Genomic DNA, 12,842 nt, shown 5'->3' on the forward strand with positions numbered 1-12,842 from the left:
GGGGGTCCCACGCTCGCGCCGGCCGGTGGTGGCAGGGCGGGCAAGGGTCAGGGGCGGCGGGGTACCCGGGACGGGGTGAGTAGCGGTACTCATGCCCGGTCCGCCGTCCCGGGCCAGCATGGGGTGGCCGGAGACGCCGAGGCGTCCTCCGGTTCCCCTCCGACTGCCCGTCCCTGCCATGCCGAGGAGCCCCGCCATGACCGCTGCGCATCCCGTCCCCCGCCACGCGCCGCGCCGCGTGCCGCCCGCCCTGTTCGCGGGAGTGGCGGCGGTGGGTCTCGCCGTGTCGGCGTGGGACGTGCGGGACCGTACGACCTGGCTGCTGGAGACCTTCTGGGCGCTGATCGGGCTGCCGCTGGTGGTGCTGGTGTGGCGGCGCTTCCCGCTGACCGGGCTGCTCTGCGGGCTGCTGGCCGCGCACGCGCTGGTGCTCGCGGTGGGGGGTCACTACACGTACGCGCAGGTGCCGGCCGGCGACTGGGTCCGCGACACCTTCGGACTGTCCCGCAACCCGTACGACCGCTTCGGACATCTGATGCAGGGGTTCGTGCCGGCGATCCTCGTCCGTGAACTGCTCAGCCGTACCTCCCCGTTGCGCGGCAGCCGCTGGCTGGCCCCGCTCACCGTGTGCGCCTGCCTCGCCTTCAGTGCCTTCTTCGAGCTGCTGGAGTGGGCCGCGGCCGAGATCGGCGGCCACGGCGCCGACGCGTTCCTCGCCACCCAGGGCGATGTGTGGGACACCCAGTGGGACATGTTCTGCGCCCTGATCGGGGCGGTGCTGTCGCTGCTGCTGCTCAGCAGGGTGCACGATCGCCGGATGGCGGAACTGGTGCCGGGCGACGGCGTCCGCTCTTCGCGCGAGTTTCACCCGCACGGGTGACAGTGATCGACGGGCCGCGCGGAAGCGTCCCGCGGCCCCCCTAGCGTGACTCCGTGAGCGATCATTTCATAGGCAATATCCCCTCCGGCGGGATGCCGGCGGCGCCCGTCGGCCAGCGCGCGTTCCTGCGCGCGGCCGCCGCTCTGGCCGCCGTACCGGTGCGGGTGGCGGCCGATCCGGCGCGGGCCGCGGCCGAACTCCCGGACTTCCCACCGGAGGTGGCGCTGTACCGGTCCGGGTACCGGGGCTGGGTGGGCGGGTTCACGGCCGACGGGCTGTGGGCGTGCGCGCCGGCCGGCCCCGACCAGGTGGCCGGTGTCGTCGACTGGGCGTGGCGCAAGGGCTGGCGGGTCCGGGCGCGCGGGTCCTCGTACGGCTGGTCCCCGCCCGCGGTCGCCGGGGCGGCGACGGACACGCGCGTCCTCCTGGTCGACACGGCACCCCATCTGACCGGCCTGGCCATGGAGTCGGCGTCGGCGGTGCGGGCGGGCACGGGTGTCACGCTCGCGGCGCTGCTCGGGTTCCTGGAGCAGCACGGGCTGGGGCTCACCGCGGCACCGGCGCCCGGTGACCTGACCCTGGGCGGTGCCCTCGCGATCGACACGCACGGCGCGGCCGTACCGGCCGTCGTGGAGCATCCGCCGCCCGGTACGGCGTACGGCTCGCTGAGCAGCCGGGTGCTGGAGCTGACGGCGGTGGTGCGGGACGGCACGGCGGGGGGTCACGTGCTGCGGACGTTCCGCCGTACGGACGCGGACCGGGCGGCCTTCCTCGTCCACCTGGGCCGGTCCTTCGTCACGGAGGTGGTGCTGCGGGTGGGCCCGGACACCGGCACGCGCCGGGCGGGCCGCACGGACGCCCCGGCCACCGCGCCGGTCACGGGGCCCGGATCCGGCGGCCGCGCCGCCGGCGGTCCCGCACGGCGGGCGGGCAAGGTTGGAACGGTCCGGTTCACGGCGGCGGTCTCCCCCTGGCCCGGGCCGCACAGCGCCGACCCGGCCGGTCCGTCCGCCACGACACGGCACCCGGACACACCGCACGTCCGCTCTCGCGCCTCCGCCGTCGCACCGGCCGACATGCCCGACCCCGCGCGCGCCCCATGACCGGCGGCGCCGGGCGCGCGGCAGGGGTCTTCGGCACCACGGGTCCCGGCGCCTGCCGTCGGAGAGGGACGTCCGCTCCGCGCACGAGGACCAGGAGCGTCGGCTTCGCGCCGCGGCACCGGCAGCGCGGCGCGACCCCCGGGCGGACGACGGGAGTCCTCGGCGCCGAGCGTCCCGGCGCCTGCCGGAGCAGACCACCGGCCGGTCGGCCCATGAGGGCCGGAGTCTTCAGCCGTGCGCCGCGCCCGCGGACGGCGCCGCTCAGCCGCCGGGTGTCAGCTGGGCCTGGACGAGCGGGCCGTAGAGGTCGGCGATGGTGTCGATGTCCGTCGCGCGCAGGTGCGTTCCGCGCGCGATGCCGTACATGACGCCGAGGCCGACCAGGGCCGCGACGGCGAGTTCGGCGCGCGGGCCTGCGCCCGGGCCGGTGAGCCGGCCGGCGAGGCGTTCGGTCACCTGGGCGCGGAAGTTGGCGCGCAGGATGTCGCCCTGGTCGCCGTGCAGGGGTGCGAAGGCGATGCGCAGCAGCGGGTCGGTGCCCTGATCCCGCTGCGCGGCCAGGACGTACCGGACCATGTGCCGGCCGAGGCCGGCCAGGGGGGCGTCCAGCAGGGCGTGCGCGTCGGCGTCGAAGGACATGACGCGGGCGAAGAGGGCGTCCTTGTTGCCGAAGTACTTCAGGACCAGCGGCGGGCTGACACCGGCGCGTTCGGCGACCGCCTTGAGCGTGACGTCGGCCTGCGCCCGGCGGACCAGGAAGTAACGGGCGGCCCTGAGGATCGCCGCCTTGGTGGCCTCGGCATCGCGGCGGACGGGTGCGGCGGCCGGTTCGCCGGGGGCGGAGGCCGGGCCGGTGGCGGCCGGGCCGGTCACGGCCACAGCGGGGTCGGAGGGGGAGGCCGAAGCGGGGACCGCGGCACCGGCACCCGCACCGACCGCCTCGGGCCGGTCCTCGCCGGAGTCGGAACCGGAACCGGCAGCCTGACCGGATGCCGCCCCGCCGGAAACGGAACCCGAACCGGCGGCTGGGCCCGAGACCGCAGCCGCGGGGCCGGAACCGGAAGCCGCGCCGGGGGCGGAAGCCGGACCGGAATCGGAAACCGGCCCGGGAGCGGAAGCCGGACCGGAGTCGGAAGCCGGACCGAGGCCGCGAGTCGGACCGGCGTCGGAAGCCGGACCGGCATCGGAAGCCGGACCGGGGTCGGAAGCCGGGCGTGGGGAGCTCGACGGTGCGTGCGGGGGCGCGGACGCGCGGGGGCCGTGGGAGGTGCTCACGGCACTCATGCTCCCTCCAACGCCCCGTCACGCGCGGCCGGGGTCGCGTCCGGGGCCTCCCGGGCGCGCCGCGTGTCGCCCGAGGGGGCGTCGCCGGGGATCGACAGGGCGGCCGCGCAGGCGACCAGCGCGACGGCACCCGCCATGCCGAAGGCCAGCAGATAGCCGTGCAGAGTGGGCACCGGAACTCCGGCGAGGGGGCTGCTGTGGTGCACCAGGACCGCGGCGACGGCGGCGCTGGAGACGGCCTGGCCCACGGTCCGCATCAGGACGTTGACGCCGTTGGCGGAGGCCGTCTGGCCGGCCGGTACGGCACGCAGGATCAGGGTCGGCAGCGCGGAGTACGCGAGGGTGGTGCCGCTCGCCACCACCGTCGCGCCGAGGATGATCATCCACAGGTCCCGGCTGTCGGTGATGCGCACCGCGTAGCCGCAGGCGATGACCGCGGCGCCCAGCGCGAGGGTGACACGCGGGCCGCGCGCGGCGGAGATGCGCGCCGACAGGGGCGACAGGAGCAGCATGGTCACGCCGCCGGGCAGCAGGCACAGGCCGGTGGAGACGATGGAGAGCCCGAGACCGTAGCCCGTGGCCTTCGGGGCCTGCACCAGCTGGGCGGTGACGAGCGAGTTGGCGTAGAAGGCGAATCCGGTGAGCAGGGCCGCGACATGGGAGAGCCCGACCCGCGGACGGGTGACGAGACGCAGGTCGACCAGAGGCCGCTCCGCGCGCAGCTGCTGCCACCACCACAGGGCGAGGACCACGACGGTCGCGGCGAACAGCCCGAGGATCCGGGGGCTGCCCCAGCCCCACTGGCCGCCCTGTGAGACGCCCAGCAGCAGGCACACCAGCGCGACCGCGAGACCGAGCGCGCCGAGGAGGTCGAACCGGCCCGGTTCCCTCACCGGCGACTCCTTGACCGCCCACCAGGTGGCCGAGACGCCGAGCGCGCCCAGGGCGCCGGTCAGCCAGAACATGGTGTGCCAGTCGGCGTACTGCACCACGACGGCGGCCAGCGGCAGGCCCAGGGCGGCGCCGATGCCGACGGTGGAACTCATCAGCGCCACCGCCGATCCCCGGCGCTCCGGCGGGAGTTCGTCGCGCAGGATGCTGATCGACAGCGGTACGACGGAGGCGGCCGCGCCCTGGAGCGCGCGGGCCGCGATGAGCACGCCGATGTCGGAGGACAGGGCGCACAGCACGGAGCCGGCGGTCATCAGCATGAGCGCGGCGATGAGCACCCGGCGCTTGCCGTACATGTCGCCCGCGCGGCCGAGCACGGGCGTGAGCACCGCCCCGGAGAGGAGGGTCGCGGTGACCGTCCAGGAGACGGCGGCCGCGGACGCGCCGGTCAGCCGGGGCAGGTCCGGCAGGAGCGGGACGACCACGGTCTGCATGACGGCCATGAGGATTCCGCCCGACGCCAGCACGGGGATCGTGAGCCGGTCCCGCAGCCGGGGCGTGCCCTCGGGGGTGCCGGACGGCACGGGTATCGGGGCGGAAGAGTCCATCGGCGCTCCAGGATGCGGTGCTCGGCGAGCGAGGTGAATGACTATTCACCCTATCGAGTGAATGGATATTCACCAACATTTACCGGGCGTACGGGTGGAGCACACCGGGGGCGCTCGGAGCGCGCGGCACCGGCGGGAGGCGAGGGGCGCACGCGGAGGGGCGGATCGCGTCAACCGCGGCGCCCGGCGGACCGGGCGTGCAGGGCGCGGGCCGCCCGGGGGCCGAGCCAGCGCTTGAACCTGCGCAGCGGCTCCAGTCGCCCGGCCGCCTTGTCGAGGCCGTAGTACAACTGCGGCGGCACGTACGGCAGCAGCGGGGAGTGCCGCTGGCCGAGGAGGGCGAACATGCGGTGCGGCGGCAGCCGGATGTAGCGCGGCAGGTTCTCGTACCACTGGGCGCTGTAGCGGGCCGCGCTCTGCACGGAGAGCAGTTCGCTCGCGCGCTGCCGTTCGTAGGCGGTCAGCGCCTCGGACAGCGTGCCGTGCGCTCGCAGGGCGCCGGCCAGGCACATGGCGTCCTCCAGGGCGAGGGTGGTGCCGGCGCCGATGGAGTAGTGGGTGGTGTGGGCGGCGTCGCCGAGCAGGACGAGGTTGCCGTGGTGCCAGGTGGTGTTGGTGAGGGTGCGGAAGTTGAGCCAGGGGGTGGTGCCCGCGGCCGGCGGGCGGCCGATGAGGGGGTGGCCGTCGAGGACGTGGGCGAAGAGCTTCTCCAGCGTCGCGAGCGCCTCGCCCTCGTCGGCGCGGTCCAGGCCGAGTCCCGTGAAGGTCTCCGGGGCGCACTCGACGACGCAGGTGCTGTGCTCGCCGCTGTAGCCGTAGCCGTAGGCCCAGATCCAGCCGTGCGCGGTCTCGGTGAACGCGAAGGTGAAGGCGTCGAAGACCTTGGTGGTGCCGAGCCAGATGTAGTGGTTGCGCCCGAGGGCGATCCGGGTGCCGAAGTGCGCGGCCCGGCCGGCGCGCAGGGTGCTGCGCACACCGTCGGCGGCGACCACGAGGTCGGCGTCCGCGGGCGGTTCGGTGATCTCGCTGCCGAACTCCAGCCGCACGCCGAGGCCGCGCGCGCGGTCGGCGAGCAGTCCGAGGAGCCGGTGGCGGCCGATGCCGAAGCCCTGGTCGCCGCGGTGCCGGGTGGACCGCTCCCCCACATGGGCGACACCGTCGCTCCAGCGGACCGAGTGCTCCTCGATGGCGCGCGCCGACTCCGGGTCGTGGGCGCCCAGCCTGTCGAGCAGCCCCTGCCAGTAGGTGACGCCCCAGCCGTACGTCGAGCCCTCGGGGTCGCGTTCGTGGACGGTGACGTCGTGGGACGGGTCCTGCAGCTTGAGCAGGATGGCGAGATACAGGCCGGCGGGCCCGCCTCCGACGCAGACGACCTTCACGCGCACACACCCCTGACGATTACCTTGCGTAGCTGTGAAGCACCGCAGAGTAGCAGGGAACGGGTGACGTGAAGGCGGGGTCCGGCGCACCCGCCGGACCCCGCCTCGATCGCGCCAGGAGACGTCCCCCTGGGGGCCGCCGGTCAGTCGCCGGCGGTACGGCACTCCGGGTGGCCCCAGCCCTGCGCGTTCTTCGCGATGGACTCGCCGGCCGCGTACGGGCGGCCGCAGACGCAGCGGCCGGGGAACTTCGCCTTGAGGGTGCGGGAGGAGGACGCCCCGCCGCCGGACCGGGCGGACGCGGCGCCGCCGGTGCGGCGGGCCGGCTTGCGGCGCGCGCCGGAGGACGCCGGGGTGTCGGGCGAGGGCGGCGGCTCCGGGGAACCGAGCGCGCTGCCCGCCGCCTCCTGGACCGAGGCGGCCTGGCTGGCGGCCCGGTCGGCGAAGTCGTTCAGCGGGTCGCCGTCGGTCTGGTGGGCGGGGACGTAGCGGAACTCCACGGACCGGCCGTCCAGGAGTTCGTCGATGCGGACCACCAGCTCCTGGTTGGCGACCGGCTTCCCTGCGGACGTCTTCCAGCCGTTGCGCTTCCAGCCCGGCAGCCAGGTGGTGACGGCCTTCATCGCGTACTGGGAGTCCATCCGGATCTCCAGCGGCACGCCGGGGTCGGTCGACGCCAGCAGCTGTTCCAGCGCCGTCAGTTCGGCCACGTTGTTCGTGGCCCGGCCGAGCGGGCCCGCCTCCCAGCGGGCCGCGGTCAGCTCGTCGTCGGACACCACCCAGGCCCAGCCCGCGGGTCCGGGATTCCCCTTCGAAGCCCCGTCGCAGGCGGCCACTACACGTTCAAGCATGGACACGATCATGCCACGGCGGGCGGGGCCGCCCCGCCGCCCGCCGGACGTCCGCCGGCCCTCGGGAGCCGCTGCCCGGCGCGGGGTCCGGTCCGGCTTTGGGTCCGGCGCCGGTCAGGCCTCGGGTCAGGCTTTAGGTCCGGCGGGTCAGGCCTCAGGTCCGGCGCCGGATCCGGATCGGACCTCGCTGGTCTCCGGCATCTCCCCCTCGGCGGCCGTGACGTCGATCACCGAGAAGTTCGCGCCCTGCGGGTCGGTGAGCGCGGCGAACCGTCCGAAGGGGCTCGTCATGGGGCCGAAGCGGAGCACGGCGCCACGCTCGACGGCCCGGGCCACGGCCGCGTCGCAGTCGTCGACCGTGTAGTAGACGTTGATGTACGAGGGCACTTCGGGCGGAAACTCGCCGGTCATCCGCATCCGGCCGAGAACGGGGTCTCCCCCGGTGTCGAACAGCCGGAAGTCCACGGCGTCGTCCTCGATGTCCTTCATCCGGTAGGGGAAGACGGCGGAGAAGAACGCGTCCGCCTTCTCCGGCTCGCGGGTGAAGACCTCGGCCCAGCAGTACGCGCCGGGGGTCGCCATCGCCCCGAATCCCTCGTGGGTGCCCGGCTGCCACACCCCGAACACCGCCCCGCTGGGCTCGCGGGCCAGGCACATCGTGCCGAAGTCGCCGACCCGCATCGGCTCCATCAGGACGTCACCGCCGTTCGCGCGGATCTTCGAGACGGTCTCGGCGATGTCGGGCGAGGAGAAGTACAGGCACCACTGCGACTGGCCCTCCTGGCCGGGCATCGGGGGGACGACGGCCGCGGCCGCCTTGCCGTCCGCGTACGCCTGGGTGTAGTTGCCGTACTGCGACGACGTCTCACCGAAGGTCCAGCCGAGGACGTCGCCGTAGAACGCCTTGGCGCCGTCCAGGTCGGTGAACATCGCGTCGGCCCAGCAGGGCGTTCCTTCGGGGCGCACGGCCATGGCGGGGCCTCTCCGTCGTAGCGGGCTCGTACCGGGGCGCGTCCGCGCGTCCCGGCGGACCGGGGACGTCCCGGGACCTCACGCTAGCCATCCCCGGGGCCGCCCGCGCGCCGAGCGGACCGGCGCCGTACACCAGGGCGCGGAAGCGGGTGACCGGCGCGCGATCACGTCCACTGCGCCGAATGCTTCCGGCAGCGGGTTTGCGCGACATGGAGATCAAATACGCCCCTTTCACGCTGTACCCGTAGATCACGCGCGCTGTTTGGCTTGACCCAGCACACCGGCAACCGGAGCACCACCGGCCGCCGTTCACCACCGTTGACCGCCAGGCGCGTTCAGCTCTGCGATGGGGGGAAAGTGTCCACACCGGACATCGCCACCGTTTCCGACGTCGATGAACCCGCGCCCGTCCCCCCTGCCGACGGGCAGCTCACCAGCCTGGGCACCCGGGCGGCCCGGCAGCTCGCGACCACGACCAAGTCCGAACCCCAGATGCAGGGCATCACCTCACGGTGGCTGCTCAGGACACTGCCCTGGGTGGACGTGCGGGGCGGCGCCTACCGGGTCAACCGGCGCCTCCAGCTGCGCACCGGCCGTGGGCGCGTGCACTTCGTGCGCGACGGGGCGGACGACATCCAGGTCGTCCCGCAGACGCTGACCGAACTGCCGGCCCTGCGCGGATACCCCGACCTCGACGTCCTGCGGGAGATGGCCTCCCGCTTCCGGCCCCGGGAGGTGCGGGCCGGGCAGGTGCTGTTCGAGGCGGGGCAGCCGGTCACCGAGGCGTATCTGGTGGTGCACGGCCGCTTCACGCGCTACACGGCCGGCCGGTACGGCGAGGAGGAGATCCTCGGGACCGTCACCGGCGGCGACCAGCTGGGCGACGAGGCGGTCGGGCGGTCCGACCCGCTGTGGCCGGTGTCGGTGCGGGCGGAGACCGCGGGCACGGTGCTGGCGCTGCCCTGGGCGGACGTGCGGGAGCTGACCGGGCGGGCGCCCTCCCTCGACGCCCATCTGCGGGCGTACGCCGAGCGGCAGTCCAGACCGATGAACCGCAAGGGCGAGGCCGAAGTGCCCCTGCAGGCGGGTCATGTGGGCGAGACGACCCTGGAGGGCGGCTTCGTCGACTACGAGCTCGCCCCGCGGGAGTACGAGCTGTCGCTCACCCAGACGATGCTGCGCGTCCACACCCGGGTCGCCGACCTCTACAACGGCCCGATGGACCAGACCGCCCAGCAGCTGCGGCTGACCGTGGAGGAGATCCGCGAACGGCAGGAATGGGAGCTGGTCAACAACCGCGAGTTCGGGCTGCTCCACAACATCGACCACGCGCAGCGGATCAGCACCTTCAGCGGGCCGCCGACCCCGGACGACATGGACGAGCTGCTGACGATGCGGCGGGGCACCAAGGTGTTCCTCGCCCATCCGAAGGCGATCGCGGCCTTCTTCCGGCAGTGCAACCGGCGCGGGCTGGTGCCGGGCACCGCGAACGTCGACGGGCACGAGGTGCCCGCCTGGCGCGGGGTGCCGATCCTGCCGTGCGGCAAGATCCCCGTCGCCGGCGACCACACCAGCAGCATCATCGCGCTGCGCCTCGGCGAGGCGAGCCAGGGTGTCGTCGGCCTCTACCAGACCGGCATCCCCGAGGAGTACCAGCCGGGGCTGAACGTCCGCTTCATGGGCATCGACGACGCCGCGATCGTCAGCTACCTCGTCACGGCCTACTACTCGCTGGCCATCCTGGTCCCCGACGCGGCGGGAGTCCTGGAGAACGTCCAGATCGGCCGGACGGCCGAGTGAGGGCCTGGAGCACATCATGAGCACTTCCACCGACTCCTACACCCTGCCCGGTCCGCCGGACATCGCCCGCAGCCTGCGCCGGGAGCGGCGCACCGGGGCGATCCCGGGACTGCACCACCGGCCGGCCGTTCCCGCGGACCCGGTCAAGGCGGCCGAGATCGACCGCAGGCTGGAGACCTGGGCGCGCGGCCTGGACCTGTTCCCCGAGGCCTGGAAGGGGGACTTCTCCGGCTTCCAGTTCGGGCGGGCCGTCGTGCTCCAGCATCCGGGCGCCCTGGATCTGGACCGGCTGACGGTCGCGGGGCAGCTGCTGCTCGCCGAGAACGTCGTCGACTCCTGCTACTGCGAGGAGGACGAGGGCCGGGGCGGGGCGCGGCGCGGGCTCGGCGCCCGGCTGATCATGGCGCAGTCGGCGATCGACCCCTACCACGGCATCCCGGAGCTGGAGGAGGAGTGGCGTGCGGGCATGCGGGCCGACGGCCCCCTGCGCTCCTACCACTTCGCCCTCACCGACTACGCGGCCTTCGCCACGCCCAGTCAGACCGACCGGTTCGTGCACGACATCGCCCGGCTGCACATGGGCTATCTCGCGGAGGCCGCCTGGGCGGAGACCCGGCATGTACCTCGGGTGTGGGAGTACCTGGTGATGCGGCAGTTCAACAACTTCCGCCCCTGTCTGTCGATCGTCGACGCGGTGGACGGCTACGAACTGCCCGAGCAGGTCTACGCCCGGCCCGAGATCCAGCGGATCACCGCCCTGGCCTGCAACGCCACGACGATCGTCAACGACCTGTACTCCTTCACCAAGGAGCTGGCCAGCGACCCCGACCATCTGAACCTGCCCCAGGTCGTCGCGGCGAACGAGCGCCGCGGGCTGAAGGCCGCCTATCTGAAGTCCGTCGAGATCCACAACCGGATCATGGAGGCCTTCGAGGAGGAGTCCGCGCTCCTCTCCGCCGGCTCGCCCCTCGTGGAGCGCTACGCCCAGGGGCTCGCCGCCTGGGTGTCCGGCAACCACGAGTGGCACGCCACCAACACCCATCGCTACCACCTGCCGGACTACTGGTGACGGCCCCTCACGGGCAACCGTCACCCGCCCTTCCGGAACACCGTCACCTGCGCAACGAGGAGTCACCCTTGACGACCGCCCCCGCCCGGACCGCACCGGCCGTCGCCGTGCCGACGCAGTCCACGTACCAGAACCGCGTAGCGGAGTACTGGAACGCCGAGGAGAACCCGGTCAACCTCGAACTCGGAAAGCTCGACGACCTCTACCACCATCACTACGGCATCGGCGCAGCCGACCGGTCGGTCCTGGAGGAAGCCGACCCGGACCGGCGCCGGGAGCGGATCACCGCGGAACTGCACCGCCTGGAGCACGCGCAGGCCGAGCTGCTCGCCGCCCACCTCGGCTCGCTCTCCCCCGCCGACCGGGTCTTCGACGCGGGCTGCGGCCGGGGCGGCGGCAGTGTCACCGCGCATCTGCGCTACGGCTGCCACGCCGACGGCGTCACCATCTCCGCCAAGCAGTGCGCGTTCGCCAACGAGCAGGCCCGCGCCCGGGGCATCGACGGCAAGGTGCGCTACCACCACCGCAACATGCTCGACACCGGCTTCGAGACGGGCGCGTACGCGGCGTCCTGGAACAACGAGTCCACGATGTACGTCGAGCTGGACCTGCTCTTCGCCGAGCACTCCAGGCTGCTGCGCCGCGGCGGACGGTACGTCACGATCACCGGCTGCTACAACAACACCTACGGTCAGGCCTCGCGCGAGGTGTCCCTGATCAACGCGCACTACATCTGCGACATCCACCCGCGCTCGGAGTACTTCAAGGCGATGGCCCGCAACCGGCTGGTGCCGGTCCATGTCGAGGACCTCACCGAGGCGACCATCCCCTACTGGGAGCTCCGCAAGGAGGCCGACCATCTGGTCACGGGCATCGAGGACGCGTTCCTCGACGCCTACCGCAACGGCAGTTTCCAGTACCTGCTGATCGTGGCCGACCGGATCTGATCCGAACGGCCAGGCACAGGGGGCTGCGTCCGGCCGGACGCAGCCCCCGCTGTCGTCTCCGGCGGTCCGGGCGGCGGGGCCGGGAACAATTCGCTCGACAGGAGCCGGGCCGGGTCACTTGGATGGGGGCCCATGTGCGCGGTGATGATGCGTGAGAACGAGATCGCGGTCGACGCCGGACTGGTCCGGGGGCTGATCGCCCGGCAGTTCCCGGCCTGGGCTTCGCTGCCCGTACGGCGGCTGTCGTCGTCGGGCACGGAGAACGCGATGTTCCGGCTGGGACCGGACCTGGTGGTACGGCTGCCGAGGCATCCGGGAGCGGTGGCCGACGTGGCGCACGAGCAGCGCTGGCTGCCCCGGCTCGGCCCGGGGCTGCCGTTCGCGGCACCCGAGCCGGTGGGCCTCGGCACACCGGACGGGAGCTTCCCGTGGCCCTGGTCGGTGTACCGCTGGCTGGACGGGAGCAATCCGGTGGCGGGCGGCGTCGGGCGGCCGGAGCGGCTCGCCGGTGACTTGGGCGCCTTCGTGGCCGCGCTGCGCCGGGCCGACCCGGAGGACGGACCGCCGGCGTCCCGGGGGGTGCCGCTCGCGGCCCGGGACGCGGAGACCCGCGCGGCCCTCGCCGAGCTGGGCGGCCGCGTCGACACGGCCGCGGTGACGGCCCTGTGGGAACGGTCGCTGCGCGCGCCCGCGCACGCCGGTCCGCCCGTGTGGGCGCACGGCGACCTCTCCCCCGGGAACGTGCTCGTCGCCGGGGACCGGCTGGCCGCGGTCATCGACTTCGGGTGTGCCGGGGTGGGCGATCCCGCCGTGGACCTGATCGTGGCCTGGAACCTGTTGCCCTCCGGGGCCCGGGGCCCGTTCCGCGAGGCCGTGGGCGCGGACGACGCCGAGTGGGCGCGCGGGCGGGGCTGGGCGCTGTCGATCGCGCTGATCGCGCTGCCGTACTACTGGCACACCAACCCCGTGCTGGCGGAGAACTCCCGGCATGTGATCCGCGAACTCCTCGCCGAGGACGGGTGCGGGGACGCGTGAGGGCGTGCATCCGGGGATGCGCG

Annotated in this window: 11 protein-coding genes; 6 read left to right on the plus strand and 5 right to left on the minus strand. The window is 73.8% G+C overall.

Features of this window, described 5'->3' with window-relative positions:
• The first annotated feature begins 196 nt into the window (after window positions 1-196).
• Both ACIPRD_RS11700 and ACIPRD_RS11705 read left to right on the plus strand, forming a co-directional pair.
• On the plus strand, window positions 197-880 hold the full coding sequence (locus tag ACIPRD_RS11700) for a DUF2238 domain-containing protein (protein WP_356407112.1): 684 nt from the start codon (window positions 197-199) through the stop codon (window positions 878-880).
• 53 nt (window positions 881-933) lie between these two features.
• Entirely contained in the window at window positions 934-1,983 is a 1,050-nt protein-coding gene (locus tag ACIPRD_RS11705; RefSeq protein ID WP_401562359.1) for an FAD-binding protein, read from the plus strand.
• Between the two features lie 261 nt (window positions 1,984-2,244).
• Here the strand turns inward: ACIPRD_RS11705 and ACIPRD_RS11710 are convergent, their stop codons facing one another.
• The 5 genes from ACIPRD_RS11710 to ACIPRD_RS11730 all read right to left on the minus strand — a co-directional run bounded on the left by ACIPRD_RS11710 (window position 2,245) and on the right by ACIPRD_RS11730 (window position 7,968).
• Window positions 2,245-2,856 (minus strand): TetR family transcriptional regulator, encoded by a 612-nt coding sequence (locus ACIPRD_RS11710; RefSeq protein ID WP_401562360.1) that lies wholly within the window; start codon window positions 2,854-2,856, stop codon window positions 2,245-2,247.
• Window positions 2,857-3,263: 407 nt separating this feature from the next.
• Window positions 3,264-4,766: an MFS transporter gene (locus ACIPRD_RS11715; RefSeq protein WP_401562362.1), complete on the minus strand. Its 1,503-nt coding sequence runs from the start codon at window positions 4,764-4,766 to the stop codon at window positions 3,264-3,266.
• 170 nt (window positions 4,767-4,936) lie between these two features.
• Complete coding sequence (locus tag ACIPRD_RS11720) at window positions 4,937-6,145, minus strand: FAD-dependent monooxygenase (protein WP_356407121.1); 1,209 nt, start codon at window positions 6,143-6,145, stop codon at window positions 4,937-4,939.
• Window positions 6,146-6,288: 143 nt separating this feature from the next.
• Window positions 6,289-7,008, minus strand: coding sequence for a ribonuclease H (locus tag ACIPRD_RS11725; protein WP_356407124.1), 720 nt, complete (start codon window positions 7,006-7,008; stop codon window positions 6,289-6,291).
• 135 nt (window positions 7,009-7,143) lie between these two features.
• The gene (locus ACIPRD_RS11730; RefSeq protein ID WP_401562365.1) at window positions 7,144-7,968 is read right to left on the minus strand and encodes a VOC family protein; all 825 of its coding nucleotides are present in this window, start codon (window positions 7,966-7,968) and stop codon (window positions 7,144-7,146) included.
• Window positions 7,969-8,325: 357 nt separating this feature from the next.
• On the opposite strand from ACIPRD_RS11730, the gene ACIPRD_RS11735 reads away from it, so the two are divergent.
• From ACIPRD_RS11735 to ACIPRD_RS11750, 4 genes are all read left to right on the plus strand, one after another.
• Window positions 8,326-9,768, plus strand: a complete 1,443-nt coding sequence (locus ACIPRD_RS11735) for a family 2B encapsulin nanocompartment shell protein (protein WP_356407130.1) — start codon at window positions 8,326-8,328, stop codon at window positions 9,766-9,768.
• Window positions 9,769-9,784: 16 nt separating this feature from the next.
• Window positions 9,785-10,837, plus strand: coding sequence for a family 2 encapsulin nanocompartment cargo protein terpene cyclase (locus ACIPRD_RS11740; protein ID WP_356407133.1), 1,053 nt, complete (start codon window positions 9,785-9,787; stop codon window positions 10,835-10,837).
• Window positions 10,838-10,905: 68 nt separating this feature from the next.
• Entirely contained in the window at window positions 10,906-11,784 is an 879-nt protein-coding gene (locus ACIPRD_RS11745) for a geranyl diphosphate 2-C-methyltransferase (protein ID WP_356407136.1), read from the plus strand.
• 147 nt (window positions 11,785-11,931) lie between these two features.
• Window positions 11,932-12,819, plus strand: coding sequence for an aminoglycoside phosphotransferase family protein (locus tag ACIPRD_RS11750; RefSeq protein ID WP_401563167.1), 888 nt, complete (start codon window positions 11,932-11,934; stop codon window positions 12,817-12,819).
• Window positions 12,820-12,842: the final 23 nt, after the last annotated feature.

The organism is Streptomyces sp. NPDC090108 (genome assembly GCF_044747185.1).
Classification (GTDB): domain Bacteria; phylum Actinomycetota; class Actinomycetes; order Streptomycetales; family Streptomycetaceae; genus Streptomyces.

Excerpts from the sequence above, each read along its gene's own strand:
- ACIPRD_RS11700 (WP_356407112.1), top strand. The coding sequence starts at position 197 with ATGACCGCTGCGCATCCCGTCCCCCGCCACGCGCCGCGCCGCGTGCCG.
- ACIPRD_RS11725 (WP_356407124.1), bottom strand. The coding sequence starts at position 7,008 with ATGATCGTGTCCATGCTTGAACGTGTAGTGGCCGCCTGCGACGGGGCT.
- ACIPRD_RS11750 (WP_401563167.1), top strand. The coding sequence starts at position 11,932 with ATGCGTGAGAACGAGATCGCGGTCGACGCCGGACTGGTCCGGGGGCTG.
- ACIPRD_RS11715 (WP_401562362.1), bottom strand. The coding sequence starts at position 4,766 with ATGGACTCTTCCGCCCCGATACCCGTGCCGTCCGGCACCCCCGAGGGC.
- ACIPRD_RS11730 (WP_401562365.1), bottom strand. The coding sequence starts at position 7,968 with ATGGCCGTGCGCCCCGAAGGAACGCCCTGCTGGGCCGACGCGATGTTC.
- ACIPRD_RS11740 (WP_356407133.1), top strand. The coding sequence starts at position 9,785 with ATGAGCACTTCCACCGACTCCTACACCCTGCCCGGTCCGCCGGACATC.